The organism is Streptomyces sp. NPDC047014 (assembly GCF_040644195.1).
Taxonomy (GTDB): domain Bacteria; phylum Actinomycetota; class Actinomycetes; order Streptomycetales; family Streptomycetaceae; genus Streptomyces.
Map to the genome: position 1 here is coordinate 184,249 of NZ_JBEYVX010000002.1, position 26,320 is coordinate 210,568.

Genomic DNA, 26,320 nt, shown 5'->3' on the forward strand with positions numbered 1-26,320 from the left:
GCCGCTCGTTAGACTGCACCCGCAATGAGACGGACTGAGCGAGGAGCGCACGTGGGCCTTGTCGTGCAGAAGTACGGAGGCTCCTCCGTAGCCGATGCCGAGGGCATCAAGCGCGTCGCCAAGCGGATCGTGGATGCCAAGCAGAACGGCCACCAAGTGGTCGTCGTGGTCTCCGCGATGGGCGACACGACGGACGAGCTGATCGATCTCGCCGAGCAGGTATCCCCCATGCCTGCCGGTCGCGAATTCGACATGCTGCTGACGGCGGGAGAGCGGATCTCCATGGCCCTGCTGGCCATGGCGATCAAAAACCTGGGCCACGAGGCCCAGTCGTTCACCGGCAGCCAGGCAGGCGTCATCACCGACTCGGTCCACAACAAGGCGCGCATCATCGATGTCACGCCGGGCCGGATCCGCACCGCGCTGGACCAGGGCAACATCGCCATCGTCGCGGGCTTCCAGGGGGTGTCCGCGGACTCCAAGGACATCACCACCCTCGGCCGCGGCGGCTCGGACACCACCGCCGTCGCGCTGGCCGCGGCGCTGGACGCCGAGGTCTGCGAGATCTACACCGATGTCGACGGCGTCTTCACCGCGGACCCCCGCGTCGTGAAGAAGGCACAGAAGATCGACTGGATCTCCTCCGAGGACATGCTGGAGCTGGCAGCCTCCGGTTCCAAGGTGCTGCTGCACCGCTGCGTCGAGTACGCACGCCGCTACAACATCCCGATCCACGTCCGCTCGTCCTTCTCGGGACTGCCGGGCACCTGGGTCAGCAACGAGAATCCGCAAGGGGACCAGCAGGTGGAGCACGCCATCATCTCCGGAGTCGCCCACGACGTCTCCGAAGCCAAGATCACGGTCGTCGGCGTCCCGGACAAGCCGGGCGAGGCCGCGGCGATCTTCCGCGCCATCGCGGACGCCGAGATCAACATCGACATGATCGTGCAGAACGTCTCCGCGGCCTCCACGGGCCTCACGGACATCTCCTTCACCCTCCCCAAGGCCGAGGGCCACAAGGCCATCGACGCCCTGGAGAAGGCGAAGGGCGCCATCGGCTTCGACTCCCTGCGCTACGACGACCAGATCGGCAAGATCTCCCTGGTCGGCGCCGGCATGAAGACGAACCCGGGCGTCACCGCCTCCTTCTTCCAGGCGCTGTCCGACGCGGGCGTCAACATCGAGCTGATCTCCACCTCCGAGATCCGCATCTCGGTCGTGACCCGCCAGGACGACGTCAACGAGGCCGTGCGCGCCGTGCACACCGCCTTCGGCCTCGACTCCGACAGCGACGAGGCCGTCGTCTACGGAGGCACCGGACGATGACGCCCGCCCGGTCGACCCCGGCTCCGGCACTCGCCGTCGTCGGGGCGACCGGAGCGGTCGGCTCCGTCGTGCTCCGGATGCTGTCCGAGCGGGCGGACGTCTGGGGCGACATCCGCCTGATCGCCTCCACGCGCTCGGCCGGCCGCATGCTGACCGTGCGCGCGCGGGAGTGCGAGGTCCTGCCCCTCACCGAGGACGCCTTCGACGGCCTCGGGCCGGGCGACGTCGCGCTCTTCCTCACCCCGGACGCCGTCTCGGCCCGCTGGGCCCCCGTCGTCACCGCGCGCGGCGCGGTCGTCGTCGACCAGTCGGCCGCCTTCCGCGAGGATCCCGAGGTGCCGCTCGTGGTGCCCGAGATCAACGCCCACGCCGTACGGAACCGGCCGCGCGGGATCGTCGCCGCGCCGGACACCGTGACCGCCGCGATGATCACCTCGCTCGGCGCGCTGCACGCCGAGTACTGCCTGACCGAGCTGGCGGTCTCCACGTACCAGGCGGCGAGCGCCGCCGGACGGGCCGGCTCCGAGACCCTGCTCCGCCAGCTGTCGCTCGTCGCCGGGACCTCGCTGGGCGAGCAGCCCGGCGACGTACGCCGTGCCGTGGGCGAGGACACCGGCCCCTTCGCGGCGCCGCTCGCCCTCAACGTCGTGCCGTGGTGCGGCGAGCTGCGCGAGGACGGCTGGTCCTCGCAGGAGCTGGCCGTCCGGGCGCAGACCCGGCGCATCCTCGGGCTCGGACAGCTCCCGGTCTCCGTGACCTGCGTACAGGTGCCGGTGCTGACGGGGGAGTCCCTGACCGTACGGGCCCGGTTCGACAGCCCGGTGAAGGCCGCGCGCGCCCGGGAGGTCCTGGAGGCGGCGCCCGGCGTGGTGCTCGTGGACGACCCCGGGGCGGGCGAGTTCCCCACCCCCGTGGACGCGGCGGGGACGGATCCCGCCTGGGTGGGGCGGGTGCGGGCCTCGCTCGACGACCCGTACGTCCTGGAGTTCTTCGTGTGCGCCGACAATCTGCGCAAGGGCGCCGCTCTGAATGCCACACAGATCGCGGAACTGATCGCAGGTGAATTTGCGTAATTCGCTTTGTAGGATCGGTGCCGGTCCCTTGATCAAGGTGATGGCCCGACTGCCGTCTCGATAAGACGGGGCAATCGGGAAGAGCGGGTACGCATGAGGACAAGAGGGATTCTGCATGTGGGGCTGCCTCACGCGTACAACCCTGACGGGGGGACGCGTGTCCTACAGGCGTGGCAGAGGCACTCCTCGAACTGGCCGTCCCAGAACTGGCCGTCCCGCCGGCGCGCACCGGGACCATCCCGCCGCGCCGGGGCGTCCGCGCGTCCGGCGGCGGTCTTCCCGTGATCGTTCCCGTCCCGCCGACGGAGCCCTCGCCGGTGCCCGTCCTGCCTGTCGTACCGGTCCGGAGCGGCCTCGTGCCCGCGCAGCGCGACGGCGCTGAGGCGACGGGGAGCAGCAGCACGGACGCGGCGGCCGGGGCCGAGGCCCCGCCGCACACGGCTCCCGAGGTCGTCGCCGGCACCACCGTGGACCACCTCACGGCGACGTACCAGGCGCACTACCGCTCGCTCCTCGGCCTCGCGGCCCTCCTCCTCGACGACACCGCCTCCTGCGAGGACGTGGTCCAGGAGGCGTTCATCCGCGTCCACTCCGCCCGCAACCGGGTCCGCGACCGCGAGAAGACCCTGGCGTACCTGCGCCAGACCGTCGTCAACCTCTCCCGGTCGGCCCTGCGCCGGCGCATCCTCGGCCTCAAGCTGCTGTCGAAGCCGATGCCGGACATGGCGAGCGCCGAGGAGGGCGCCTACGACCAGCTGGAGCGCGACGACCTGATCAAGGCGATGCGCGGGCTCCAGCGCCGCCAGCGCGAGGTCCTGGTGCTGCGCTACTTCGCGGACATGACGGAGGCCCAGGTCGCCGAGACGCTGGGGATATCGCTCGGCTCGGTCAAGGCGTACGGATCGCGGGGCATTGCCGCGCTGCGGGTGGCGATGGAGGCTGCGCAGTCATGAGGGACGAGAACACACCGGCCGCCGGAGCCGGAGCCGGAGCCGAGGGCGAGGACGAACTGCGCGTCCTGCTGCGCGGGGCCGTCGAGGGCCTGGAGCCCGCCCCGGACGCGCTGGACCGCCTGCGGTACGCCGTCCCCGCGCGCCGCATCCGCAGGCGCCGGGCCCTCGTGGGCGCCGCCGCGGCCGTCCTCCTCGCGGGCGGTGCCGTCCCGGCGGCCCTGCACCTGGCGGGCGCCGAGGACCCGGACGCCGACCGTCCGGCGATGGCCGGACACGGCACGCACGCCGGGCAGGAGGCCCACCCGGGCTTCTCGGACCCGCACCAGAACGGCCACGGGGCCTACCCGAAGTCCAGCCGCTCCTCCGGCGGCACCCCCGCGACGGGCGGCGCCACCGGGCACCCGGACGCCACCCCGGGCGACCAGCCGGACGGCGGCCTCACCGCGGGCCCCTCGGCCGGCATCCCCGGCACCTCCGCCGCGACCGGCGGCTCCGCGGGCCCCGTCCCGCCCGTCTCCGCCCCCGGCGTGCCCGGCTGCGGCGCGGAACAGCTCGGGGTGGTCGGCTTCGCCCGCACCCCGGAGACCGACGGCAAGGTGTACGGCGGATTCCGGGTCACCAACGTCTCCGGCCAGGGTTGCGCGGTGGCCGGCCAGGACACGGTCACCGCCGCCTCCGCCTCCGTGGCCGCGCTCGGCGCGGGCTCCTCCGTCGCCGTGGTCGGCCACACGGCGGGCGGTCCCGCGAGCAAACTGCTGGGTGACACCTCGGCCGAGGCTTCGCTGGTGGTGCTCCCGCCGAACAAGTCCTACGAGGTCCGCTTCGCCTGGGTACCGCCGGGCGAGCCCTGTGCGGCGGGCGGCGGGGACAGCGGCGGCAAGCCGCAGCAGAACGGCTCCGAGGGCGGCTCGGGCGCCCTGGGCACCGGCGCCGCCTCCGAGCCGCAGAGCGGCCCGGCCCCGGCGCCCACCACCGTGGAGGTGTCCCACACCCCCCGGAGCACGGGCGGGCCCACCACCCGGACGACGATCCCGGACGCCTGCGGGGGCACGGTCTACCGGACGGGCGCGATCCCGCTCGACGACTGACCCCCGGGAGCCGGGGCCTGCGGAGCTTCCGGTTCCGAGACCGGGGCCGCCGGCTCCAGCAGCCCCGCCTCGGCGTCGCGCAGGGTCTCCACCTCACGGCGGTAGAGCCGGAACCACATGAACAGCACGAAGGCGGCGAAGACGAACCACTCGCCGGTGTAGCCCAGATTCTGGAACGCCTTGAGGTCGAGCCCGGTGTTGCTCGGCGCCTGCGCGGGGACCGGAACCATCCCGTCCGCCGGGGTCTGCACCGTCAGCCAGGCGTCGTACAGGTCGTAGGGGACCAGGTTGACCAGCGAGGCGGCCCCGATCATGCCGAGCTGTCCGGCGGGCAGCCCGCCCTGGGAGTGCACGCCCTTCGTCCCCGAGTTCTCGGACGCCTGGAGGGCCCCCGTGACCTCGACCCGCCCGGCCGGCGGCGCCGGGGCCTTCGCGGGGTCCGCCGGGCCCGGAAGCCAGCCCCGGACCACCGGGACGACCTTGCCGGAATCGGTCCTGAGCAGGGTCAGCACATAGAAGCCGGAGGCCCCGTCGAGCCGCCGCTCGGGTACGAGCAGCTGCTCGCGGTACTCACCGGCGGTGGCGGCCAGTCGCCCCGAGGTCTTCTTGTCCACGGGCAGCAGCGCGTCCAGCGGCTCGGCCGCCTGATCGGCGGGCCGCTCGGCGGTCGCCTCCCGGTGGGTGTCGACGCGGTCCTCGAACCGGCCGAGCTGCCAGCTCCCCATGAACAGGCAGAAGGGGACGCCGAGCACGACGAAGACGTTGATCCCCCACCACCGCGGGGTCAGGAGAAACCGGTGCACCCCACCACCGTACGGGGGGTGCACCGGGCCGCGTCTCTTGGGGCGGGCTTTACCTGCGGCCGCTCAGCGCGGCAGGTGCTTGAGTACGAACTCCAGCTCCATCCGGACTTGCTTGATCCGCTCCTCGACCACCAGCGAACCGTGCCCCGCGTCGTACCGGTACACCTCGTGCACCGCCCCGCGCGCCGCGAGCCGGTCCACGTAGTTGTCGATCTGCCGGATCGGGCAGCGCGGGTCGTTGACGCCCGCCGCGATGTGGACGGGCGCCGTCACCCGGTCCACGTAGGTCAGCGGCGAGGACGCCTCGAAGCGCTCCGGCACCTCCTCCGGCGTCCCGCCGAAGAGGGTCCGGTCCAGCGCCTTGAGCGCCTCCATCTCGTCGTGGTAGGCCGTCACATAGTCCGCGACCGGTACGGCCGCCAGGCCCACCGCCCACGCCTCCGGCTGCGTGCCCAGGCCCAGCAGCGCCAGGTAGCCGCCCCAGGAACCGCCCGACAGCACCAGGCGCTGCGGGTCCGCGAGGCCCGAGGCGACGGCCCACTCCCGGACCGCCCCGATGTCCTCCAGCTCGATCAGGCCGACGCGGTGCTTGAGGGCGTCCGTCCACTCCCGGCCGTAGCCCGTCGAGCCGCGGTAGTTGACCCGCACCACCGCGAAGCCGTGGTCCAGCCAGGCCGCCGGGGCCGCCGCGAAGGCGTCGCTGTCGTGCCAGGTCGGGCCGCCGTGCACCTCGAACACCGTGGGGAACGGGCCGTCGCCGTGCCCCGCCGGGCGCTGGACCAGCGCGTGGATCCGGCCCCCCGGGCCCTCCACCCAGGCGTCCTCCACCGGCAGCGACCCCGGCGGGCGGAAGCCCGGCGGGTCGAGCACGATCCCGCCCGCGGTGGACCGTACCGCCGAGGGCTCGGCCGCCGAGGACCACAGGTACTCCACCGTCCCGTCGGGGCGCGCCGTGGCCCCCGAGACCGACCCTGGGGGCGTGTCCACCCGTACGAGCTCCCGCGCGGCCAGGTCGTAGCGCCACAGCTCGCTGCGCGCCTCGAAGCTGTGCGCGACCAGCAGCGCCGAGCCGTCCGGATACCACTCGGCGCTGACGTCGCCCGGCAGGTCGATCGCGAGCTCCTGCTCGGCGCCGGTCGCCACGTCCCACACCAGCGGCTCCCAGCGGCCGCGCCGCTGGTGGCCGATGAGCAGCCGGGTGTCGCCCTCGACGGGTGCGAAGCCCAGCACCTCCAGGCCCAGCTCCTCGGTGCCGCCGTGCGAGTCGTCCAGGTCGGCGACCGTGGTCCCGTCGAGGGTGAGGACGCGCAGCGCGGAGTGCATGGCGTCGCCGTGCTCGGTGTGCTCGATCGCGACGAGGGTGCCGTCGCGGGAGAGGTCCCCGACGCCCGCCGACTCCCGGTGGCGGTAGATCACCGTCGGCGCGGAGCCGTCCGGGCGGACCACGTGCACGGTCGAGCCGTCCTCGTCGGTGGACCGGCCGACGACCGCGGTGCCGTCGCGGCCGATGGCCAGCCCCGCCGGGTACGAGGGCTCCAGGCCCGGGGTGGCCGGCTCGTCGGGGCCGCCCGCGAAGGGCTGGCGCACCCACGTGCCGAACTCGTCGCCGTCGGTGTCGGAGAACCACCAGATCCACGCGCCGTCGGGGGAGAGGGTGCCGTCGGTGGTGCCGTTGGGGCGGTCGGTGGCCTGCCGCTGGGTGCCGGTGGCGCGGTCCCAGGCGTAGATCTCGAAGGTTCCGGTCGCGTTGGAGACGAAGAGCGAACGGTCCGGGGCGTCCTCCGCCCAGTCGGGCAGCCCGACGCGCGGTGCCCGGAACCGCTTCTCCCAGTCGGGCATCCCGTCGGTGCTCGCGTCCGGCCCGGCGTCCGGGGTGATCTCGCTGTCGCTGGTCATGGGGCCATTGTTGCCGGGGTGGCGGCCGGGATGCCGACTGCTCCGAACGGGCGCACAGTGGAATCCGTAGCCCAAGGAGGACGATCATGGCCAAGAAGGCCCGTACCGGCCATCACCTGCACCAGGACTCCGAGCGCGCGCTGGCGAAGAACACCGCCGCGGAGGCCCGCGCCAAGGCCGCCGTCAAGGACATCCACTCGACGTCCGCGAAGACGCGCGGCATGCAGCAGAAGGCCCAGGCCAAGCGCGGCTGACGCGGGCCGTGCCCGGCGGTCGTACGCTGGCGCCATGCGGATGATCGTCCGGGGCGCCCGGCTGCTGCACACCTCCGGCCTGTCCGACGTCGAGGTCGGGGAGGACGGCCGCATCGCGCGCGTGATCCCGTACGACGACCAGAAGGAGCCCCCGGCCACGGGCGTCCTGATCGAGGCGCACGGTGACCTGCTCACCGCCCCGTTCGTCGAGCCGCACATCCACCTCGACACGGCACTGACCGCCGGCGAACCGCGCCCCAACGCCTCCGGCACCCTCTGGGAGGGCATCGCCTGCTGGAGCGAGCGCAAGCGCACCCTGACCCGCGAGGACGTCATCGCCCGCGCCACCGAGGTGCTGCGCTGGCAGGCCGCCCAGGGCGTGCTGCACGTACGGACCCACTGCGACACCACCGACCCGGCCCTCACCGCGCTCGACGCCCTCCTCGACGTACGCGACCGGGTGCGGGACATCATGACCCTCCAGATCGTCGCCTTCCCGCAGGAGGGCATCGCCTCCTTCCCCGGCGGCGAGGAGCTGCTGCGCGAGGCCGTGCGCCGCGGCGCGGACGTGGTGGGCGCGATCCCGCACTTCGAGGACACCCGCGAGGACGGCGTGGCCTCGCTGCGGACGGCCTTCGCGCTCGCCGAGGAGCACGGCCTGCGCGTGGACGCGCACTGCGACGAGATCGACGACGAGCAGTCCCGCTTCGTGGAGGTCCTCGCCACCCTCGCCCTGCGCTCGGGCCTGCGCGAACGCGCCACGGCCTCGCACACCACGGCCATGGGCTCCTACAACGGCGCCTACAGCTTCAAACTCCAGCGGCTGCTGTCCCGCTCCGGGATCAACCTCGTCGCCAACCCCTTCGCCAACCTCAACCTCCAGGGCCGCTTCGACGCCTACCCGAAGCGGCGCGGCCTCACCCAGGTCAAGGAGATGCTGGCCGCCGGGGTGAACGTGGCCTTCGGCCACGACGACGTGATGGACCCCTGGAACGCGCTGGGCACCGCCAACCCCCTCCAGACCGCCCTCGTCGGCCTGTACGCCGCCCAGCTCACCGGCGCCGACGAGATCCCGGAGGCGTTCGCGATGATCACCGAGCGCGCGGCCCGCGTCCTCGGCCTCGGCGCGGAGGAGTACGGCATCGGCGCGGGGGCTCCCGCCTCCTTCGTCCTCCTGCCGGCCCCCTCGCCGGAGGAGGCCATCCGCCGCCAGGTCCGGCCCCGGTACGTCGTCTCCCGCGGCTCCGTCCTGGCCGAGACCCCGCCCGCGCCGACCCGGCTGCGGTGGCCGGGGGAGGCCCCGTCGGAGGTGGATTTCCGCCGCCTACGCTGACGGCCATGACCACACCTGCGACGGCTTCGGCCCTCTCCTCCTGGACGCCCGACAGCGCGTCGGCCCGGATCGCCCTGGAGATCGCCACGGAGTACGCGGACACCGCGCTGCTCCACCACTGCGTCCGCTCCTGGGCCTTCGGCGCCGCGTACGCGGCCCGGCACGGTCTGGAGTACGACCGGGAGCTGTTCTACGTGGCGGCCCTGCTGCACGACCTGGGCCTCACCGCGCCCTTCGACAGCCACACCCTGCCCTTCGAGGAGGCGGGCGGCCATGTCGCCCGCGTGCTCACGGCCGGTCTGGGCTGGCCGGCGGCCCGCCGGGACCGCGCGGCGGAGGTGATCGTCCTGCACATGCGGGAGGACGTGACGGCCGCCGAGGACGTGGAGAGCCACCTCCTCCAGGTCGGCACGAGCGCCGATGTGTCCGGGCTGCGCGTCGCCGAGTTCGACCCCTCCTTCACGGCCGGACTCCTCGCCGCGTACCCGCGCGGCGGCTTCGGCGCCGGGTTCCTCGCCCTCGTGGAGGACCAGGCCGCCCGCAAACCGGAATGCGCCGCGGCCGCCTACGTCGCCGGGGGCGCGGCCACCCGTATCGCGGCCAACCCGCTCGACCGGGTGTGACGTGACGGGGATCCACCCGCGCTTCGGATAGCGTGCCCGCATGTCGTGGGACGAGGACGGAACACCGCACCCGCTCGCACTGCGCCGCACCGGCCGCAGCGAACTGGAACCGGACCGGCTGCCCGAGATCCGGGAGCTGGAGGCGCTCGGCTGGGAGCCGGCGCCGGAGGACCTGCGCCGGGTCTTCCTCCCCTACGTCTGGCCCCCCGCGGCCCGTACCTGGATCCCCGACCGCTCCACGCACTGGGCCGTGGACACCGCCCTCGACGGCCACGGCCATGTCACCGGCGTGGAGTGCGCCCCGCTCCCGGAGGCCGACCTGCGGGGCCTCGACCGCGAAGCGGACGAGGCCCTGGCCGCCCTCGGTCTCCCGCCCCGCCCCCGCGGCCGCCTCTGGCTCCTCCGGCCGGTCGGCCCCTACCCCGCCCTCGGCCCCCTCCTCGCCCACCTCGACGCGGCGGCGACGGCCCGCGGGGTGGACCTCGTACCGTCCCCGGCTCTCCTCGCCCTGACCCGCGCGGAACTGACGGCCCTGTCCGCGGCCTGAGTGGCTACGCTGGAGGGAGAGACTCCAGGGGAGGCGATCCCATGAGGCGGCGGCACCACTTCCACATCGACCACGCCGGCCACTCGGTCAGCGCCACGGTCGAAACCGGCCGCACGGCGGTGGTGGCGGTCCTGGTGGACGGCAAGGAGACCGGCCACGCCACCACCCACCACGACCACCCGGTCACGGTCCACGTGGAACTCCCCACGGACCCCCCGACCACAGCCTCCATCCGCACCACCCCAGGCCCGGGCCTCCCCCGCTGCCTCTTCGAAACCCCGACCACCCCACCCCACATCATGTCTCCACGCCCGTACTGAGCCCGCAGACCGTGGCGCCCGGACGAAGGCGCCCCCCCAGCCACTCGTACGCCACGCAAGGCCATCACCGAGGCGGCCCCTCGGAAGGCGTCGTCGCCCAGGCAGGACCCCGGACGCAGAGAGAGCCGGTGCAGATTGCTCTGCACCGGCTCTCATCTGGTCTTACTCTGTCGGGGTGGCGGGATTTGAACCCACGACCTCTTCGTCCCGAACGAAGCGCGCTGCCAAGCTGCGCTACACCCCGATCGTCGCCCCGCAGCAGTTGCTGTCCTGGCGACATCGATTACTTTAGCGGACCTCTCGCCGGAGACGAAATCCGGTTTCGGCGGGGCGGCCCCCGGGCCCCCGGGCCCCCGGGCCCCCGGGCCCCTAGGCCCGCGGGGTCAGTGTCAGGAGGGTCGCCTCCGGGGGGCAGGCGAAGCGGACCGGGGTGTAGCGGTTGGTGCCGCAGCCCGCCGAGACGTGCAGGTACGAGCGGTGGCCGGCGGCCTCGTGGGTGGAGAGGCCCTTGACCCGCTTCGTGTCCAGGTCGCAGTTGGTGACCAGCGCCCCGTAGAAGGGGACGCACAGCTGGCCGCCGTGGGTGTGGCCCGCGAGGATCAGGGGGTAGCGGTCGGCGGTGAAGGACTCCAGGACGCGCAGGTACGGGGCGTGCACCACCGCCAGCGAGAAGTCCGCGTCCGTCTCCGGGCCGCCCGCGACCATGGCGTAGCGGTCCCGCTTGATGTGCGGGTCGTCCAGGCCGGTGAAGGCCAGCTCCAGCCCGTCCAGCTTCATCCGCGCGCGGGTGTTGGTCAGGTTCAGCCAGCCCGCGGCGTCGAAGGCGTCCCGCAGGTCCTCCCACGGGTTGTGCACGGCGCCGACGACCGGCTTGTTGCCGTTCAGCCCGTGCCGGCCCTGGACCTTCTCGATCAGGTAGCGCCCGGGGTTGCGCAGCCGCGGCCCGTAGTAGTCGTTCGACCCGAAGACATACGCCCCGGGGAAGGACATCAGCGGTCCGAGCGCGTCCAGGACCTCCGGCACGCCCTCCGTGTCGGAGAGGTTGTCGCCGGTGTTCACGACGAAGTCGGGCCGCAGCCCCGCCAGCGACTGCAGCCACGCCCGCTTCTTGCGCTGGCCGCCGACCATGTGGATGTCCGAGACCTGGAGCACGCGCAGCGGCCGCATCCCCGGGGGGAGCACCGGCACCGTCACCCGGCGCAGGCGGAAGGACCGCGCCTCGAAACCGGCGGCATAGGCCACACCCGCGGCCCCCACCGCTGCGATTCCGGCAGCCGCTTTCAGGGGTACTCCGTAACGCGCACGCATGGACCCATCGTCGCAGACCGGAAAACAGGTGGGCGCCATCCTCCCCGCACCTGGCAGACTCACCTGCATGACCACGCTCAAGGCCAAGCTCCAGGAAGACCTCACGACCGCCATCAAGGCGCGCGACGAGCTGCACTCGTCCACGCTGCGCCTGACCCTCGCCGCCATCACCAAGGAGGAGGTCGCGGGCAAGGAGGCCCGTGTGCTCTCCGACGACGAGGTCCTCAAGGTGATCGCGAAGGAGGCGAAGAAGCGTCGCGAGGCCGCGGACGCCTTCGCCCAGGGCGGCCGGGCCGAGCAGGCCGCGCGGGAGACCGCGGAGGGCGAGTTCCTCGACACCTACCTCCCCCAGCAGCTCACCGACGAGGAGCTGGACGGGATCGTGGCGGAGGCGGTCGAGGAGGCGAGGGCCGCGGGTGCCGAGGGGCCGCGGGCCATGGGCGCCGTCATGAAGATCGTGAACCCGAAGGTGGCCGGACTGGCCGAGGGCGGGCGTGTCGCCGCCGCCGTCAAGCGCCACCTCTCGTAGGCACGTAGGCGAGAAGGCAAGTAGCCGAGTACGAAACGCAGGAGGGCCCCGGTCGCATCAGCGGCCGGGGCCCTCCTCCTATGTCCTACTGGTCGTCGCGGCCGCCGATCACGCCGCCCGGGAAGCCCGGGATCGGGTTGCCCGGCTGGCCGCCGCCCGTCGCCCCGCCCGTCGCCCCGCCGGTGGCGCCGCCCGTGGCTCCGCCGGTCTGACCCGCCGTCTGACCGGCGGTCTGGCCCGCGTTCTGGCCGCCCGGACGTCCGCCGGGCTTGTTGTCGCCGCCGCCCGGCTTGCCCGGACGGTTCGGGCTGGTGGTCGGCGGCTTGGTGCCGCGGGAGCCGCCCGCGGGCACGTTCGGCTCGGCGATGTGGACCGTGTTGAAGGTCAGGACCTCGCGGCCGGACAGCGCGCCCGAGACCGCGTCCTTCCAGATCGGGCCCGGCAGACCGCCACCGAAGACCTTGTCGTAGCCCCGGCCGCCGATCGTGATGTTCTCCATCGTGATCTTCTTCGCGCCGCCCGAGCCGACCCACACCGCGCTGGAGATGTTCGGGGTGTAGCCCACGAACCAGGCGTTGTAGCGGTTGTCCGTCGTACCGGTCTTGCCCGCGCTGTCGCGGTTGGACAGGCCGGCCCGCTCACCGGTACCGGAGTCGACCACTCCGAGGAGCAGGGTGTTGACCGTGTCGGCGGTGGTCTGCGACATCGCCCGCTCGCACTTGGTCTTCGGCACCGCGAGCGCCTTGCCGTGCGGGTCGGTGATCGACTCGATGGCCACCGGCGTGCAGTAGACGCCCCGGTTCGCGAAGGTCGCGTACGCGTTGGCCATCGTCAGCGGCGACATCTCCTCCGAGCCGAGCGCGATGGCGGGGCCGTCGGCCAGCTTCGCGCCGCTCGCCGGGACCACACCGAGCTTCTGCGCCATCTCGGTGACCGGGCACAGGCCGATCTCCGAGATCATCTCGACGAAGTAGGTGTTGATCGACTTCTCCATCGCGGTCCGCAGCGCGTAGGGGCCGATCTCGTCCTCGGTCTCGTTCTCCGCGGCCTCGCTGCGGGTGTTGACGTACTGGGAGCCGTCGCAGCGCGGGATCGGGCTCGGGTAGTCCATCTTGTTCGGGGCCTGGTAGACCTTCGTCGGCGGCATGCCGCGCTCCAGGGCGGCCGCCGCGATGAAGGGCTTGAAGGTGGAGCCCACCTGGAAGCCGAAGTTCGAGCCGCCCATCCGCTTGTCCACGGAGTAGTTGATCTGCGTCTCGTTCTTCCCGAAGCCGTACGGCTTGGACTGGCCCATCGCCAGCACCCGGCCGGTGCCCGGCTGGACCATGGTCACCGCCGTGGCGATGGAGTCCTCCTGGTACACGTGGTCCTTGATGGACTCGTTCGCCGCGTCCTGGGACTGCGGGTCCAGGGTGGTGCGTACGGTCAGGCCGCCCTTGTTCCAGACCTTCGCCCGCTCCTCGCGCGTCTTGCCGAAGACGGGGTCGGTGAGGAAGGAGTTGCGGACGTAGTCGCAGAAGAAGCCCGCGCCCTTGACCGCCGTGATGCAGCCGTTCTTGGGCCGGGTGACCTTCAGGGTGACCGGCTTCGCCTTGGCCGCCTCGGCCTCCGCCTGCGAGATGTCGCGGGTGTCGGCCATGCGCTGCAGCACGATGTTGCGGCGCTTCATGGCCTCCTGCGCGTCGTTCACCGGGTCGTACCGGCTGGGCGACTGCACCACGCCGGCCAGCAGCGCGGACTCCTCCAGCGCCAGGTCCTTGGCGGGCTTGCTGAAGTAGCGCTGGGCCGCGGACTCGATGCCGTACGCCTGCTGGCCGAAGTAGGTGATGTTGAGGTAGTTCTCGAGGATCTTCTTCTTCCCGAGCTCCTCCTCGACCTGGATCGCGTACTTGAGCTCGCGGATCTTGCGGCCGAGGCTCTTCTCCTGGGCCTCGCGCACCTTGGTCTCGTCGTCACCGGCCTCTTCGACGAAGACGTTCTTCACGTACTGCTGGGTGAGCGTGGAGGCGCCCTGCGCCGCGCCGCCCTCCTGCGCGTTGCGGTTGACCGCGCGCAGGATGCCCTTGAGGTCGACGGCGCCGTGCTCGTAGAAGCGCGAGTCCTCGATGGCCACGATGGCCTTCTGCATGTACGGGGAGATCGCCGTGAGCGGGACCACCTGCCGGTCGCGCGAGTACACGGTGGCGATGAGCCCGCCCTCGGCGTCCAGGATCGTGGTCCGCTGGCTCAGCGGTGGCGTCTTGAGGTTGGCCGGGATCTCGTCGAATCCTTCGACCGTGCCCTTGGCGGCGAGCCCCAGGGCCCCTGCGGCCGGAATCGCCATGCCGGCCAGCACGACTCCGGACAGAACGGACACTCCGAGGAACTTGGCGGCCTGCTGGCTCCCCGTGAGCCCGCGGCCCGAGCGCTTCTTTCCCATGGACGGAAGCCTAATCCGTTGCCGAGGGCATTCAGCGGGAGCGGGGGCCTCTCGGGAGGTTCGCGTACGAGACCGTGACATCCGGGGAGGGCCGGACGGGCGGCGCGCGGCGGCCGGATGGCCGGGACCTGCCGCACGACGCGCTCCCGGAGCATGAATCCGGGGCAGGCGGGCGGGCCCGCGGCTGGCGCAAACGCGTGGCATCGGCGGCCCGGTCGGCGCGCCGGGGTGCGGAGCGCGCCGGCACCCGATCTGACGGCGCGACAGCGGACGCGCCTGCGAAACGCTTACGCTGCCTACGTTCCCATTCGCCGGACAGACGCGAATGCCTTGGCCTAAGCTGTTCTCAACTGTCACAGCAGTCCGAAGCGACATCAACCCCTCGGCTTGATTTTCACCCTTCCCGAATGGGGTGAACTGATGTCCGAATATCGCCGCTCGGATGACGCCGATCCGCCGATTGAACCCGAATCGTCGGAATGATCACGCATGTCGTTCGATCACTCCGTCGGGTGATCTGCCGCTTACCCATAGTCCGTTCGGACCATTCAAGATTGGGCCCGTCGGGGGTGTTGCGCCGTGCTCGCCTTCCGTAACGTCCTCAACTGGCAGCGGTGAATATGCCGCTACCGCCGTGGGGGAGCCTCGATTCGGGAGAGGACGGCGCCGGGATGGGCTGGGTTACCGACTGGAGTGCGCAGGCAGCCTGCCGCACTACCGATCCGGATGAACTGTTCGTACAAGGAGCGGCACAGAACAGGGCCAAGGCGGTGTGCACCGGATGTCCGGTGCGGACCGAATGCCTGGCCGATGCGCTCGACAATCGCGTCGAATTCGGCGTGTGGGGCGGAATGACCGAGCGGGAACGACGCGCACTGCTGCGCCGGCGTCCCACCGTCACCTCGTGGCGACGGCTGCTCGAAACCGCCCGCACGGAGTACGAGCGCAGCACGGGCATCCTCACCATGGATGCAGACGCGGAGATCGACGTTCCGTACGAGACGTACGCGGCGGCCGGCTAGACGCCCGGCCACCTCGACGTACGAACGCCTACGCTCCGGCCGGTACCCCGGCCGCGAGTCGTTCTCCGACGGCCCGAAGCCCGGCGAGGTCGTGCACATCGCCGGGCAGGGCGGTCACTTCGGCCACCGCCACCTCGGGATGCAGCGAGGTGAAACGGTCACGCGTGCGCCGTTCGCGCGCGATCACCTGCATCCTCTCGGCGTGCAGGCGCAGCAGCCCTGCCGTGATCCGGTCGACGACCGCGGTGTCGCCGTCGACGTCGGAGCCCGATTCGGCCTCACCCGCCGTGCCCCGTGCGCTCTCGCTGGGAGTCCCGCTCGATGTCGTGCTCGCCGCGGTGCCTTCGGCCTTCCGGGCGGTTCTGCGTCCGGCCTCGCTCTCGGCGTTGCGTTCGGCTCGGTCCTCGGCGCCGGGGGGTTCGGCGGCCGCGTCACGAAGTCCAGCTTTCCCGGACTCCTGATCGACAATGCCGCCTTCTTCAAGATTCTCTGCGGCGGCCAGCGCCCGTTCCGCGGACAGCCGGTCGGCCCCGCTCCCGTGCACCCGGTTCAGCACCAGACCGGCCAGCGGCATCTTCTCCGCGGCCAGCCGCTCCACGAAGTACGCCGCCTCGCGCAGGGCGTCCGGTTCCGGGGCCGCGACCACCAGGAAGGCCGTTCCGGGGGCCTGCAGCAGCCGGAACGTCGCGTCCGCGCGGGTCCGGAAGCCGCCGAACATCGTGTCCATCGCGGCCACGAAGGTCTGCACGTCCTTGAGCAGCGAGGCGCCCATCAGCTTGCTGAGCGTGCCGGTCATCATCGACATGCCGACATTGAGGAACTTCATCCCCGCCCGCCCGCCGACCTTCGCCGGAGCCATCAGCACCCGGATGAACTTCCCGTCCAGGAAGGACCCGAGACGCTTCGGCGCGTCCAAGAAGTCCAGCGCGGACCGGCTCGGCGGGGTGTCGACGATGATCAGGTCCCAGTCGTCCCGGGCCCGCAGCTGCCCCAGCTTCTCCATCGCCATGTACTCCTGCGTGCCCGCGAAGCCGGCCGACAGGGACTGGTAGAAGGGGTTCGCGAGGATGGCCCGCGCCCGCTCGGCGTCCGCGTGCGCCTCGACGATCTCGTCGAAGGTCCGCTTCATGTCCAGCATCATGGCGTGCAGTTCGCCGCCGTCCTCCCCGGCGGACTCCACCCTGCGCGGGGTGTTGTCCAGCGAGTCGATGCCCATCGACTGCGCGAGCCGCCGCGCCGGGTCGATGGTCAGCACGACCGCCTTCCGCCCGCGCGCCGCCGCCCGTACGCCGAGTGCCGCGGCCGTGGTGGTCTTGCCGACGCCGCCCGCCCCGCAGCACACGATGATCCTCGTCTGCCGGTCGTCCAGCAGCCGGTCGACCGCCAGCCGCGGCGGTGTGTCCAGCCCCACGGTGTCCACCCCCTCGCTCATGCGGCCACCGACTGCTTGCGCAGTTCCTTGGCCAGCGCGTACAACCCGGCCAGATCCATCCCCGCGCCCAGCAGCGGGAGTTCGTACGCGGGCAGCTCCAGCTCCGCCAGTACGGCGCGCTGGGCCCGCTCCAGCTCCACCCGGCCCGCGTGCTCGGCGGCCTGCTCCAGCAGCGGGTCCACCAGCCGCTCGGCCAGCCCGCCGCGCCGGGCGCCGCCGAGGCCGGCCCGGGACAGCGCCCGCGCCACCTCGGCGCGGTGCTCGGCGGCCGTGGCGCGCAGGGTGTCCTCGTCCAGGTGGTGCGGGCGGACCATGTTCACGACGACCCGGCCGACGGGCAGTCCGGCCTCCCGCAGCTCCGCGATGCCGTCCGCGGTCTCCTGCACGGGCATCTCCTCCAGCAGCGTGACCAGATGCACCGCCGTCTCGGGGGACTTGAGCACCTTCATGACGGCCTGGGCCTGGTGGTGGATCGGCCCGAACCGGGCCAGGCCCGCCACCTCGTCGTTGACGTTCAGGAAGCGGGTGATCCGCCCGGTCGGCGGCGCGTCCATGATCACGTGGTCGTAGACGTACCGGCCGGAGCGGTCCTTGCGCCGCACCGCCTCGCACGCCTTGCCGGTCAGCAGGACGTCGCGCAGCCCGGGGGCGATCGTCGTCGCGAAGTCGATGGCGCCGAGCTTCTTGAGGGCGCGGCCGGCCGATCCGAGCTTGTAGAACATCTGGAGGTAGTCCAGGAGCGCGCGTTCCGCGTCGATGGCGAGGGCGAAGACCTCGCCGCCGCCCGGCGCCACCGCGATCTTGCGTTCCTCGTACGGGAGCGCCTCCGCGCCGAAGAGCTGCGCGAGCCCCTGCCTGCCCTCGACCTCCACCAGTAGAGTCCGTCCGCCCTCGCGCGCGAGGGCGAGCGCGAGTGCCGCGGCGACCGTGGTCTTGCCGGTGCCGCCCTTGCCGCTGACCACCTGGAGCCTGCTCACATCGCCCGAGCCTAATTCCTCCGCGCCCGGTCCGGTGGGGCCGGGTGGCCGAGGCGGGCCGGTTCGCGCCGTGAGGTCCGTTACGCCGGCCCGCCCGGGCGGGCGCGTCCGCCCCGCCCCGGGCACGGGCGTGAGCCCCGCACCGCAGGCACTACCCTCGCTCCCATGACCAAGAAGTTCGAATACGCGACCGTCCCCCTGCTGGTCCACGCCACCAAGCAGATCCTGGACACCTGGGGCGAGGACGGCTGGGAGCTCGTCCAGGTCGTACCCGGCCCGAACAACCCCGAGCAGCTCGTGGCCTACCTCAAGCGGGAGAAGGCATGAGCGGCGTCGTCGACGCGAAGCTGGCCGAGCTCGGCCTGACCCTGCCCGAGGTCGTCCCGCCGCTGGCCACCTACCAGCCGGCCGTGCGGTCGGGCGCGTACGTCTACACCGCGGGCCAGCTCCCGATGGTCAAGGGCAGCCTCCCGGTCACCGGCAAGGTCGGTGCCGAGGTCTCGCCGGAGCAGGCCAAGGAACTGGCCGCGACCTGCGCGCTGAACGCCCTGGCCGCGGTGAAGTCCCTCGTCGGTGACCTGGACAAGATCGCGCGTGTCGTGAAGGTCGTCGGCTTCGTCGCCTCGGCCCCCGACTTCACGGGCCAGCCGGGCGTCCTGAACGGCGCCAGCGAGCTGCTGGGCGCCGTCCTCGGTGAGAAGGGCGTCCACGCCCGCAGCGCCGTCGGTGTGGCCGTGCTGCCGCTGGACGCGCCCGTCGAGGTCGAGATCCAGGTCGAGCTCGTCGCCGGAGCCTGACCCTCCGCAAGGGCCGTACGGACCCGCGTACGGCCCTTTCCCGGCGGCCCGGCCCCGCCGTGCGGGCGGCCGCCGGGCAGGTGACCCTCGAACATCGGGCCGGATGGTCGTAGCATCCGGCCATGCCGAATGGTCAGCATGGTCAGCAACAGCCCCCCGCCGGAGGCCAGTGGTACCCGCCCGAGTGGCCGGACCGCATCCGCGCGCTCGCGGACGGCTCGCTCACCCCGGTGGCGCCGCGTCTCGCCGCCACCGTGATGCTCCTGCGCGACACCTCCGCCGGGCCCGTGGTCCACATGCTGCGCCGCAGGGCGTCCATGGCCTTCGCCGGGGGCGCGTACGCCTATCCCGGCGGCGGGGTCGACCCGCGCGACGAGGAGCACTCGGTCGGCTGGGCGGGGCCCGCGCAGGCGGACTGGGCGGCCCGGCTCGGGACCGACGCCCGCACCGCGCAGGCCATCGTCTGCGGCGCCGTACGGGAGACCTTCGAGGAGGCGGGCGTCCTGCTCGCCGGGCGCACCCCGGACACCGTCGTCGGCGACACCACCGGGGAGGACTGGGAGGCCGACCGGCGCGCCCTCGTCGCCCGCGAGCTGTCCTTCGCCGGCTTCCTCGACCGCCGCGGCCTGCTGCTGCGCTCCGACCTCCTCGGGGCGTGGGCGCGCTGGATCACCCCCGAGTTCGAGCCGCGCCGCTACGACACCTGGTTCTTCGTCGCCGCCCTGCCCGAGGGGCAGCGCACCCGCAACGCCTCCACCGAGGCCGACCGGACCGTGTGGATCCGCCCGACGGAGGCAGCCGCGGGCTACGACAAGGGCGAGCTGCTGATGATGCCGCCGACCATCTCCACCCTGCGGTCCCTGGAGGCGTACGGGAGCGCCGCGCGGGCGCTGGCCGCCGCCGGGGGCCGGGATCTCGCCCCGGTGCTGGCGCGGGCGGTGCTGGAGGACGGCGAGGTGGTGCTCAGCTGGCCGGGCCACGACGAGTTCACCAAGCGCGTCAGCCCCGGAGGTGCCGCATGACCGACGCCGCCGCGCTGCCCGGACAGCCCCGCGGAGCCGTGGTCTCCGGGCCGGCCACCGCCCGCGCGGTGAACGTCCTCGCGCCCAACCCCTCCGCGATGACCCTGGACGGGACCAACACCTGGCTGCTGTCGGAGCCCGGCTCGGACCTGGCCGTCGTGGTCGATCCCGGCCCGCTGGACGAGGTACACCTCAGGGCGGTGATCGCCACCGCCGAGGAGGCGGGCCGACGGATCGCCCTCACCCTGCTCACGCACGGCCACCCCGACCACGCCGAGGGCGCGGGCCGCTTCGCCGAGCTGACCGGTACGAAGGTCCGCGCGCTGGATCCGGCCCTGCGGCTCGGAGACGAGGGGCTGTCCGCCGGGGACGTGATCCGCACCGGCGGTCTGGAGCTGCGCGTGGTCCCGACCCCGGGGCACACCAGCGACTCGCTCTGCTTCCACCTGCCCGCCGACCGGTCCGTGCTGACCGGGGACACCATCCTGGGGCGCGGGACGACCGTGGTCGCGCATCCGGACGGCCGGCTCGGGGATTACCTGGACTCCCTGCGGCGGCTGCGGTCGCTGACGGTGGACGACGGGGTGCACACCGTCCTGCCGGGGCACGGGCCGGTGCTGGAGGACGCGCAGGGCGCCGTCGAGTACTACCTGGCCCACCGGGCGCACCGGCTGGCGCAGGTGGAGACGGCCGTCGAGGACGGCTTCACGACGCCGGAGGCGGTCGTCGCCCACGTGTACGCGGACGTGGACCGCTCGCTGTGGCCGGCGGCGCAGTGGTCGGTGCGGGCGCAGCTGGAATACCTGCGGGACCACGGGCTGATCCCCGGCGGCTCCGACTGACGCGCGAAGGGTCCCGCCGCGCGAGGCGGCGGGACCCTTCGGCAGGTGCGTCGGCGGGAGGGCGTCAGCGGGAGCGCTTCGCGAGGCGCTCCACGTCCAGCAGGATCACCGCGCGGGCCTCCAGGCGGAGCCAGCCGCGGCCCGCGAAGTCGGCCAGGGCCTTGTTCACGGTCTCGCGGGAGGCGCCGACGAGCTGCGCCAGCTCCTCCTGCGTGAGGTCGTGCACCACGTGGATGCCTTCCTCCGACTGCACGCCGAAGCGGCGCGACAGGTCGAGGAGGGCGCGGGCCACGCGGCCGGGGACGTCGGAGAAGACCAGGTCGGACATCTGGTCGTTGGTCTTGCGCAGGCGGCGGGCGACGGCGCGCAGCAGCGCGGTCGCGACCTCGGGCCGGGCGTTCAGCCAGGGCTGGAGGTCGCCGTGGCCGAGGCCGAGCAGCTTGACCTCGGTCAGCGCGGTGGCGGTGGCGGTGCGCGGGCCCGGGTCGAAGAGCGAGAGCTCACCGATCAGCTCGCCGGGGCCGAGGACGGCCAGCATGTTCTCGCGGCCGTCGGGGGAGGTGCGGTGCAGCTTCACCTTGCCCTCGGTCACCACGTACAGCCGGTCACCGGGGTCGCCCTCGTGGAACAGGGCGTCACCGCGCGCGAGGGTCACCTCGCCCATGGAGGCGCGGAGCTCCGCGGCCTGCTCGTCATCGAGCGCCGCGAAGAGCGGGGCGCGCCGCAGAACGTCGTCCACGAGTCTCTCTCCTATGTCGACCAGCTCAGGGGACCGTGTTCCCCATTCTGCCGGACGGCTCAAACAGTGCGATCAATCACAAGGATGCCGGACGCGCGGGCGTGCTGTGCGGCGGGAGCCCAATCGGGGTGGTGTTACCTGAGGTCCGGACGGGTGTCGGCGCCCGGCCTTAGGCTGGCCGGGTGTCCGACAAGCCGGTGAGAGCACAGGCCAAGGGGTCCGTAGGAGTGACGAAGAGCCAGGATTCAGCCGTGGGCGAACAAGCGCGCGCGAAGGCGCCCGGGAAGGCCGCCCCGGCCGCCCAGGGCAAAGTTTCGGCCAAGAAACCGAAGGCGCCGAAGCCGGAATCCCGGCTGGCCATGGTGCGCCGGGCGCGCCGCATCAACCGCGAGCTGGCCGAGATCTACCCATACGCCCATCCGGAGCTCGACTTCCGCGATCCCTTCGAGCTGCTGGTCGCGACCGTGCTGTCCGCCCAGACCACCGACCTGCGGGTGAACCAGACCACCCCGGCCCTCTTCGCCGCCTACCCCACTCCCGAGGACATGGCGGAGGCCGCGCCGGAGCATCTGGAGGAGCTGATCCGCCCGACCGGGTTCTTCCGGGCCAAGTCCAAGTCCCTCCTCGGCCTCTCCCAGGCCCTGCGCGACCGCTTCGACGGGGAGGTGCCGGGCCGGATCGAGGACCTGGTCTCGCTGCCGGGAGTGGGCCGCAAGACCGCCAACGTGGTCCTCGGCAACGCTTTCGGGGTCCCCGGGATCACGGTGGACACCCACTTCGGCCGGCTGGTGCGCCGCTGGAAGTGGACCGAGCAGGAGGACCCGGAGAAGGTCGAGGCGGAGATCTGCGAGATCTTCCCGAAGAGCGAGTGGACGATGCTCTCCCACCGGGTCGTCTTCCACGGGCGCCGTATCTGCCACGCCCGCAAGCCGGCCTGCGGGGCCTGCCCCATCGCCCCGCTCTGCCCGGCGTACGGGGAGGGCGAGACGGATCCGGAGAAGGCCCGCAAGCTGCTCAAGTACGAGAAGGGCGGCCAGCCGGGCCAGCGCCTGAGCCCGCCCCCGGACTACCCGGGCCTGCCCGCGCCGCCGCTGGGCGGCGCAGCCCCGGACGAGGCCGCGCGGCAGCCGTAGGAACGAATCGGTACCCGTGCCGCGTTCGCGGTACGGGAGAGCACGGACAGGGGTGCCTATGACGCGCGGTACACGGGACGAGACCGGGACCACCACGGGGGTCCGCGAGGGCGGCGGGCCGGTCGTGTCCAGCGCCGGGCTGCCGGACTGGCTCGATCCCGTCGTCAGGGCCGCCCGGACCATCGAGCCCCGGCAGCTGAGCCGCTTCCTGCCGCCCGAGGACGGCCGGGGGCGGCAGTCCGCCGTGCTGATCCTCTTCGGGGAGGGCCCGCGCGGCCCCGAGCTGCTGCTGATGGAGCGGGCGGGCACCCTGCGGTCCCATGCGGGCCAGCCCTCCTTCCCCGGCGGTGCGCTGGACCCGGAGGACGGGGACCCGCAGACCTTCGGCCCGCTGCGCGCCGCGCTGCGCGAGGCCGAGGAGGAGACCGGGCTCGACCCTTCCGGCGTCCAGCTCTTCGGGGTGCTGCCGCGGCTCTACATCCCGGTCAGCGAGTTCGTCGTCACCCCGGTGCTGGGCTGGTGGCACACCCCGACCCCGGTCGGTGCCGTGGACCCGGCGGAGACGGCCCGCGTCTTCACGGTGCCGGTGGCCGATCTCGCGGATCCCGCCCACCGCGTGACGACGATCCACCCGCGCGGCCACCTCGGCCCCGGCTTCACCGTCGAGTCCGCGCTGGTCTGGGGCTTCACGGCCGGGGTCATCGACCGGATCCTGCACTACGCCGGATGGGAACGGCCGTGGGACCGCTCACGCGAGGTCCCGCTCGACTGGCACGCATGAGACGGTGGCCCACGTGAACGTGCTGGACCTCCTGTTGTTGCTCGCGGCCGTGTGGTTCGCGATCGTCGGCTACCGCCAGGGGTTCGTCGTCGGCGTCCTGTCGGTGATCGGCTTCCTCGGCGGTGGTCTCGTCGCGGTGTCCCTGCTCCCGCTGGTCTGGGACCGGGTGACCGACGACGGCACCAAGGTGTCCACCACGGTCGTGGTCATCACCGTGGTCGCGATCATCGTCTGCGCCTCGATCGGCCAGGCCCTGACCACCCACCTCGGGAGCAGACTCCGGCGCCAGATCACCTGGTCGCCGGCGCGCGCGCTCGACGCCACCGGCGGCGCCCTGGTCAACGTCGTCGCGATGCTGCTCGTGGCCTGGATGATCGGGCTGCTGCTCGCGCAGACCTCGCTGCCCTCGGTGGCCAAGGAGGTCCGCAACTCCCAGGTGCTGCTCGGCGTGTCCCGGGTGCTGCCCGACCGGGCGGAGGGCTGGTTCTCGGAGTTCTCCTCCACCCTGGAGCGCAACGGCTTCCCGCAGGTGTTCAGCCCGTTCTCCAACGAGCCCATCACCGAGGTCCGGGAGCCCGATCCGGCGCTCGCCACCAGCCCCGTCGCCGACCGGGCCAAGGCGTCGATCGTGAAGGTCGTGGGCACCGCCCCCAGTTGCAGCAAGGTCCTGGAGGGCACGGGCTTCGTCTTCGCGCCCGGCAAGGTCATGACCAACGCGCATGTCGTCGGCGGGGTCGGGGAGCCGACCGTGCAGATCGGCGGCGAGGGCAAGCTGTACGACGGCAAGGTCGTGCTCTACGACTGGGAGCGCGACATCGCCGTACTGGACGTGCCCAAGCTCAAGGCGCCGCCGCTGGAGTTCACCGAGCGGGACGCGACGAGCGGCAGCGACGCGATCGTGGCCGGCTTCCCGGAGAACGGCGCCTATGACGTCCGCCCGGCCCGCGTCCGCGGCCGGATCAACGCCAACGGACCGGACATCTACCACCGCGGTACGGTCCGGCGGGACGTCTACTCGCTCTTCGCGACGGTACGCCAGGGCAACTCCGGCGGGCCGCTCCTGACGCCCGACGGCAAGGTCTACGGGGTGGTCTTCGCGAAGTCCCTCGACGATCCGAACACCGGTTACGCCCTGACCGTGGACGAGATCCGCGAGGACATCCGGATCGGCACGACAGCCGACCGGCGGGTCCACAGCCAGGGCTGCGCTCTCTGACGAAGGCGGACCGGCACCGCGACGAGGCGGGGCCGGTCCGAGGAAGACGGGACCGGCCCGCCGGGTCCCTATGTCCGCGGATGCCGCAGACGTGCGGAGACCCAGCGGGCCCGGCGGCGCAGGATGAGGGAGATCCCGAGGCGGGGGTCGTGGCCGTGCCGGCCGGCCCTCGCGTGCGTGCCCGGCGCGGTGGCCGAGCCGGTTTCGTGTGCGGTGTCACCGTAGTCGTGCGTCCAGCTCATACCCGGAGCTGTGCCCGGGGCCCAAGGTCGGTAACCCCGTCCGGGGCGGCCAATTGGCCTATGCGCCGGGCAATTGAATGTTCGTAAGACGATCGGACACCCGAACTGCCGTTGCTACGGGGCGCGGACGCGGCCAGCCCTTCCCGCTCGGGCGGCCACCGCCTCAGCGGTCCGGCTCGGGGTCCTTCAGCCAGTTGACCAGCTCGGTCGAGAAGGCCACCGGGTCCTCCTCGTGCGGGAAGTGCCCCAGCCCGTCGAACAGCCGCCAGCGGTACGGGGCTTCGACGTACTCGCCGGACCCGGCGGCGCTCCGCGTACGCATCACGGGGTCGAGCGAGCCGTGCAGGTGCAGGGTCGGCACGCGGACCGGCCGCTTCATCCGCCGGTTGAACTGCAGCCCGTCCGGACGGGCCATCGACCGCATCATCCAGCGGTACGGCTCGACCGAGCAGTGCGCGGTGGACGGGATGCACATGGCCCGCCGGTAGACGGCCAGGTCCTCCTCCTCGGGCGGCCGCGGGCCCGACCAGTCCCGGATCAGGTCGCCCACCAGGGCGCCGCCGTCCGCGACCAGCTGCCGCTCGGGCACGAAGGGCCGCTGGAATCCCCAGATGTGCGAACTGGCCCGGGTCTGGCCGAAGTCCGACAGCATCGCCGAGCGCCAGCGCCGCGGGTGCGGCATCGAGGAGACCACGAGCCGGCGCACCAGCTTCGGCCGCATCACGGCCGCCGTCCAGGCGAGGTAGCCGCCGAGGTCGTGCCCGACGAGGGCGGCGTCCGGCTCGCCGAGGGATCGTACGACCCCGGTGATGTCGAGGGCCAGGTTGGCCGGGTCGTAGCCGCGCGGGGTGCGGTCGCTGCCGCCCACCCCGCGCAGGTCCATCGCGACGGCCCGGTAGCCGGCGTCGGCCAGCGCCGTCAGCTGGTGCCGCCAGGTCCACCAGAACTGGGGGAAGCCGTGCAGGAGCAGCACCAGCGGCCCGTCACCGAGCTCCGCGACGTGGAAGCGCGCGCCGTTGGCGGCCACGTCCCGGTGCGTCACCGACCGCCCGCCGGGGAGATCGAGCCGCACCGCCGTGGCGGCGGTGGGCGGAATGCTGGGGTCCGGCGTGGGCGCTGTCATGAGGACGAGCGTGCCACACCCACGACCTTGTCACTCACGGGCCGCGGGTGCGGCTTGACGGTGCCGACCAGCGCGGCGGTCTGCTTGACCGAGGCGATGGACTTCTCCGGCGGCTTGACCTTCTTGAACTTCCGTACGGCGATCAGCACGAGCACGCCCGCGATCAGCAGGAACGCGCTGCCCACGATCAGGAAGGACCAGGCGAGCCCGAGCCCCAGGTTGTGGATCCCGTAGGCCGCGGCGAAGGTCAGCACCGGCAGGGAGAAAACGGCGAAGACGCCCGCGGCGACGAGGGAGGCGCTGCCGCTGCCCACGCGCTTGACGTCCTGGCGCAGTTCCGCCTTGGCCAGGGCGATCTCGTCGTGCACCAGGGCGGACATCTCGGCGGTGGCCGAGGCGACCAGCTGGCCGAGTGAGCGCTCGGCTCCCTGCGCCTCTTGGTCCACTGCGCTCATCGCTCTCTCCCTCTGTCGTCCGCCACCTGGCGGCTCTCGTGCGTCGGTCCCTGCGTCGTCAGTCAGA

Annotated in this window: 28 protein-coding genes and 1 tRNA gene; 18 read left to right on the forward strand and 11 right to left on the reverse strand. The window is 72.6% G+C overall.

The features are described 5' to 3' along the window. The first annotated feature begins 51 nt into the window (after positions 1-51). The 4 genes from ABZ873_RS02080 (at position 52) to ABZ873_RS02095 (ending at position 4,440) form a co-directional block, all read left to right on the forward strand. Positions 52-1,326: an aspartate kinase gene (locus tag ABZ873_RS02080; RefSeq protein ID WP_360863938.1), complete on the forward strand. Its 1,275-nt coding sequence runs from the start codon at positions 52-54 to the stop codon at positions 1,324-1,326. Beyond that, a complete protein-coding gene (locus ABZ873_RS02085) occupies positions 1,323-2,399 on the forward strand; it encodes an aspartate-semialdehyde dehydrogenase (protein ID WP_360863939.1) in 1,077 nt (358 codons plus the stop codon). Before ABZ873_RS02080 ends, ABZ873_RS02085 begins: the two co-directional genes overlap by 4 nt. Before the next feature lie 206 nt (positions 2,400-2,605). Continuing rightward, positions 2,606-3,352 (forward strand): SigE family RNA polymerase sigma factor, encoded by a 747-nt coding sequence (locus tag ABZ873_RS02090; protein ID WP_360864099.1) that lies wholly within the window; start codon positions 2,606-2,608, stop codon positions 3,350-3,352. Continuing rightward, complete coding sequence (locus ABZ873_RS02095) at positions 3,349-4,440, forward strand: hypothetical protein (RefSeq protein WP_360863941.1); 1,092 nt, start codon at positions 3,349-3,351, stop codon at positions 4,438-4,440. Before ABZ873_RS02090 ends, ABZ873_RS02095 begins: the two co-directional genes overlap by 4 nt. On the opposite strand, the gene ABZ873_RS02100 is transcribed toward ABZ873_RS02095, so the two are convergent. Together ABZ873_RS02100 and ABZ873_RS02105 are read right to left on the reverse strand one after the other, a co-directional pair. Next, positions 4,407-5,243, reverse strand: a complete 837-nt coding sequence (locus ABZ873_RS02100; protein WP_360863943.1) for an SURF1 family protein — start codon at positions 5,241-5,243, stop codon at positions 4,407-4,409. The two genes, ABZ873_RS02095 and ABZ873_RS02100, sit on opposite strands and share 34 nt — an antisense overlap. A 63-nt stretch (positions 5,244-5,306) precedes the next feature. After that, complete coding sequence (locus ABZ873_RS02105; protein WP_360863945.1) at positions 5,307-7,139, reverse strand: prolyl oligopeptidase family serine peptidase; 1,833 nt, start codon at positions 7,137-7,139, stop codon at positions 5,307-5,309. A gap of 86 nt (positions 7,140-7,225) precedes the next feature. On the opposite strand from ABZ873_RS02105, the gene ABZ873_RS02110 reads away from it, so the two are divergent. Genes ABZ873_RS02110 through ABZ873_RS02130 form a run of 5 tightly spaced genes read left to right on the forward strand, consistent with a single transcriptional unit; the run spans position 7,226 to position 10,216 of the window. Further along, positions 7,226-7,393, forward strand: coding sequence for a hypothetical protein (locus tag ABZ873_RS02110; RefSeq protein WP_360863947.1), 168 nt, complete (start codon positions 7,226-7,228; stop codon positions 7,391-7,393). 34 nt (positions 7,394-7,427) lie between these two features. Continuing rightward, positions 7,428-8,726: a cytosine deaminase gene (codA, locus tag ABZ873_RS02115; protein WP_360863948.1), complete on the forward strand. Its 1,299-nt coding sequence runs from the start codon at positions 7,428-7,430 to the stop codon at positions 8,724-8,726. A gap of 5 nt (positions 8,727-8,731) precedes the next feature. After that, entirely contained in the window at positions 8,732-9,349 is a 618-nt protein-coding gene (locus tag ABZ873_RS02120) for an HD domain-containing protein (RefSeq protein WP_360863950.1), read from the forward strand. 40 nt (positions 9,350-9,389) lie between these two features. Next, positions 9,390-9,896 (forward strand): DUF5956 family protein, encoded by a 507-nt coding sequence (locus ABZ873_RS02125; protein ID WP_360863952.1) that lies wholly within the window; start codon positions 9,390-9,392, stop codon positions 9,894-9,896. A gap of 41 nt (positions 9,897-9,937) precedes the next feature. Continuing rightward, the gene (locus ABZ873_RS02130) at positions 9,938-10,216 is read left to right on the forward strand and encodes a hypothetical protein (protein ID WP_360863954.1); all 279 of its coding nucleotides are present in this window, start codon (positions 9,938-9,940) and stop codon (positions 10,214-10,216) included. A 170-nt stretch (positions 10,217-10,386) separates the two neighbouring features. Here the strand turns inward: ABZ873_RS02130 and ABZ873_RS02135 are convergent. Both ABZ873_RS02135 and ABZ873_RS02140 read right to left on the reverse strand, forming a co-directional pair. Next, positions 10,387-10,460, reverse strand: a tRNA-Pro gene (locus ABZ873_RS02135). Between the two features lie 125 nt (positions 10,461-10,585). Further along, positions 10,586-11,524, reverse strand: coding sequence for a metallophosphoesterase (locus ABZ873_RS02140; RefSeq protein WP_360863956.1), 939 nt, complete (start codon positions 11,522-11,524; stop codon positions 10,586-10,588). 67 nt (positions 11,525-11,591) lie between these two features. Between ABZ873_RS02140 and ABZ873_RS02145 the strand changes: the two genes are divergently transcribed. Next, positions 11,592-12,053, forward strand: coding sequence for a GatB/YqeY domain-containing protein (locus tag ABZ873_RS02145; protein WP_360863958.1), 462 nt, complete (start codon positions 11,592-11,594; stop codon positions 12,051-12,053). A gap of 85 nt (positions 12,054-12,138) precedes the next feature. On the opposite strand, the gene ABZ873_RS02150 is transcribed toward ABZ873_RS02145, so the two are convergent. Further along, a complete protein-coding gene (locus ABZ873_RS02150) occupies positions 12,139-14,472 on the reverse strand; it encodes a transglycosylase domain-containing protein (protein WP_360863960.1) in 2,334 nt (777 codons plus the stop codon). A gap of 671 nt (positions 14,473-15,143) precedes the next feature. Here ABZ873_RS02150 and ABZ873_RS02155 point away from each other — a divergent pair. Next, positions 15,144-15,494 (forward strand): WhiB family transcriptional regulator, encoded by a 351-nt coding sequence (locus tag ABZ873_RS02155; protein WP_030648100.1) that lies wholly within the window; start codon positions 15,144-15,146, stop codon positions 15,492-15,494. Positions 15,495-15,522: 28 nt separating this feature from the next. Here ABZ873_RS02155 and ABZ873_RS02160 read toward each other — a convergent pair whose 3' ends face one another. Further along, a complete protein-coding gene (locus ABZ873_RS02160) occupies positions 15,523-16,926 on the reverse strand; it encodes an ArsA-related P-loop ATPase (RefSeq protein ID WP_360863961.1) in 1,404 nt (467 codons plus the stop codon). Then, positions 16,923-17,903, reverse strand: a complete 981-nt coding sequence (locus ABZ873_RS02165) for an ArsA-related P-loop ATPase (RefSeq protein ID WP_360863963.1) — start codon at positions 17,901-17,903, stop codon at positions 16,923-16,925. Before ABZ873_RS02165 ends, ABZ873_RS02160 begins: the two co-directional genes overlap by 4 nt. A gap of 165 nt (positions 17,904-18,068) precedes the next feature. Between ABZ873_RS02165 and ABZ873_RS02170 the strand changes: the two genes are divergently transcribed. From ABZ873_RS02170 to ABZ873_RS02185, 4 genes are all read left to right on the forward strand, one after another. After that, positions 18,069-18,230, forward strand: coding sequence for a DUF4177 domain-containing protein (locus ABZ873_RS02170; protein WP_007264966.1), 162 nt, complete (start codon positions 18,069-18,071; stop codon positions 18,228-18,230). Further along, positions 18,227-18,700, forward strand: a complete 474-nt coding sequence (locus tag ABZ873_RS02175; RefSeq protein WP_360863965.1) for a RidA family protein — start codon at positions 18,227-18,229, stop codon at positions 18,698-18,700. The genes ABZ873_RS02170 and ABZ873_RS02175 overlap by 4 nt, the downstream gene beginning before the upstream one ends. A 122-nt stretch (positions 18,701-18,822) precedes the next feature. Then, the gene (locus tag ABZ873_RS02180; RefSeq protein ID WP_360863967.1) at positions 18,823-19,722 is read left to right on the forward strand and encodes an NUDIX hydrolase; all 900 of its coding nucleotides are present in this window, start codon (positions 18,823-18,825) and stop codon (positions 19,720-19,722) included. Further along, positions 19,719-20,564, forward strand: a complete 846-nt coding sequence (locus ABZ873_RS02185; protein WP_360863969.1) for an MBL fold metallo-hydrolase — start codon at positions 19,719-19,721, stop codon at positions 20,562-20,564. Before ABZ873_RS02180 ends, ABZ873_RS02185 begins: the two co-directional genes overlap by 4 nt. Before the next feature lie 64 nt (positions 20,565-20,628). Here the strand turns inward: ABZ873_RS02185 and ABZ873_RS02190 are convergent, their stop codons facing one another. Further along, a complete protein-coding gene (locus ABZ873_RS02190) occupies positions 20,629-21,303 on the reverse strand; it encodes a Crp/Fnr family transcriptional regulator (RefSeq protein ID WP_003981529.1) in 675 nt (224 codons plus the stop codon). A 251-nt stretch (positions 21,304-21,554) separates the two neighbouring features. Between ABZ873_RS02190 and nth the strand changes: the two genes are divergently transcribed. Genes nth through ABZ873_RS02205 form a run of 3 tightly spaced genes read left to right on the forward strand, consistent with a single transcriptional unit; the run spans position 21,555 to position 24,433 of the window. Then, entirely contained in the window at positions 21,555-22,436 is an 882-nt protein-coding gene (gene nth / locus ABZ873_RS02195) for an endonuclease III (RefSeq protein WP_360863971.1), read from the forward strand. Positions 22,437-22,494: 58 nt separating this feature from the next. Further along, positions 22,495-23,217 (forward strand): CoA pyrophosphatase, encoded by a 723-nt coding sequence (locus ABZ873_RS02200; RefSeq protein WP_360863973.1) that lies wholly within the window; start codon positions 22,495-22,497, stop codon positions 23,215-23,217. 13 nt (positions 23,218-23,230) lie between these two features. Then, the gene (locus ABZ873_RS02205) at positions 23,231-24,433 is read left to right on the forward strand and encodes a MarP family serine protease (RefSeq protein WP_360863975.1); all 1,203 of its coding nucleotides are present in this window, start codon (positions 23,231-23,233) and stop codon (positions 24,431-24,433) included. A gap of 68 nt (positions 24,434-24,501) precedes the next feature. On the opposite strand, the gene ABZ873_RS02210 is transcribed toward ABZ873_RS02205, so the two are convergent. The 3 genes from ABZ873_RS02210 to ABZ873_RS02220 all read right to left on the reverse strand — a co-directional run bounded on the left by ABZ873_RS02210 (position 24,502) and on the right by ABZ873_RS02220 (position 26,253). Further along, entirely contained in the window at positions 24,502-24,675 is a 174-nt protein-coding gene (locus ABZ873_RS02210) for a hypothetical protein (protein ID WP_360863977.1), read from the reverse strand. Positions 24,676-24,838: 163 nt separating this feature from the next. Further along, complete coding sequence (locus ABZ873_RS02215; protein WP_360863979.1) at positions 24,839-25,798, reverse strand: alpha/beta hydrolase; 960 nt, start codon at positions 25,796-25,798, stop codon at positions 24,839-24,841. Then, entirely contained in the window at positions 25,795-26,253 is a 459-nt protein-coding gene (locus ABZ873_RS02220) for a phage holin family protein (RefSeq protein WP_360863981.1), read from the reverse strand. Before ABZ873_RS02220 ends, ABZ873_RS02215 begins: the two co-directional genes overlap by 4 nt. Positions 26,254-26,320: the final 67 nt, after the last annotated feature.

Coding starts and splice junctions, on each gene's coding strand:
- ABZ873_RS02085 (WP_360863939.1), top strand. CDS start 1,323: ATGACGCCCGCCCGGTCGACCCCGGCTCCGGCACTCGCCGTCGTCGGG.
- ABZ873_RS02095 (WP_360863941.1), top strand. CDS start 3,349: ATGAGGGACGAGAACACACCGGCCGCCGGAGCCGGAGCCGGAGCCGAG.
- ABZ873_RS02105 (WP_360863945.1), bottom strand. CDS start 7,139: ATGACCAGCGACAGCGAGATCACCCCGGACGCCGGGCCGGACGCGAGC.
- ABZ873_RS02110 (WP_360863947.1), top strand. CDS start 7,226: ATGGCCAAGAAGGCCCGTACCGGCCATCACCTGCACCAGGACTCCGAG.
- codA (WP_360863948.1), top strand. CDS start 7,428: ATGCGGATGATCGTCCGGGGCGCCCGGCTGCTGCACACCTCCGGCCTG.
- ABZ873_RS02120 (WP_360863950.1), top strand. CDS start 8,732: ATGACCACACCTGCGACGGCTTCGGCCCTCTCCTCCTGGACGCCCGAC.
- ABZ873_RS02125 (WP_360863952.1), top strand. CDS start 9,390: ATGTCGTGGGACGAGGACGGAACACCGCACCCGCTCGCACTGCGCCGC.
- ABZ873_RS02130 (WP_360863954.1), top strand. CDS start 9,938: ATGAGGCGGCGGCACCACTTCCACATCGACCACGCCGGCCACTCGGTC.
- ABZ873_RS02140 (WP_360863956.1), bottom strand. CDS start 11,524: ATGCGTGCGCGTTACGGAGTACCCCTGAAAGCGGCTGCCGGAATCGCA.
- ABZ873_RS02145 (WP_360863958.1), top strand. CDS start 11,592: ATGACCACGCTCAAGGCCAAGCTCCAGGAAGACCTCACGACCGCCATC.
- ABZ873_RS02150 (WP_360863960.1), bottom strand. CDS start 14,472: ATGGGAAAGAAGCGCTCGGGCCGCGGGCTCACGGGGAGCCAGCAGGCC.
- ABZ873_RS02155 (WP_030648100.1), top strand. CDS start 15,144: ATGGGCTGGGTTACCGACTGGAGTGCGCAGGCAGCCTGCCGCACTACC.
- ABZ873_RS02160 (WP_360863961.1), bottom strand. CDS start 16,926: ATGAGCGAGGGGGTGGACACCGTGGGGCTGGACACACCGCCGCGGCTG.
- ABZ873_RS02170 (WP_007264966.1), top strand. CDS start 18,069: ATGACCAAGAAGTTCGAATACGCGACCGTCCCCCTGCTGGTCCACGCC.
- ABZ873_RS02175 (WP_360863965.1), top strand. CDS start 18,227: ATGAGCGGCGTCGTCGACGCGAAGCTGGCCGAGCTCGGCCTGACCCTG.
- ABZ873_RS02180 (WP_360863967.1), top strand. CDS start 18,823: ATGCCGAATGGTCAGCATGGTCAGCAACAGCCCCCCGCCGGAGGCCAG.
- ABZ873_RS02185 (WP_360863969.1), top strand. CDS start 19,719: ATGACCGACGCCGCCGCGCTGCCCGGACAGCCCCGCGGAGCCGTGGTC.
- ABZ873_RS02200 (WP_360863973.1), top strand. CDS start 22,495: ATGACGCGCGGTACACGGGACGAGACCGGGACCACCACGGGGGTCCGC.
- ABZ873_RS02210 (WP_360863977.1), bottom strand. CDS start 24,675: ATGAGCTGGACGCACGACTACGGTGACACCGCACACGAAACCGGCTCG.
- ABZ873_RS02215 (WP_360863979.1), bottom strand. CDS start 25,798: ATGACAGCGCCCACGCCGGACCCCAGCATTCCGCCCACCGCCGCCACG.
- ABZ873_RS02220 (WP_360863981.1), bottom strand. CDS start 26,253: ATGAGCGCAGTGGACCAAGAGGCGCAGGGAGCCGAGCGCTCACTCGGC.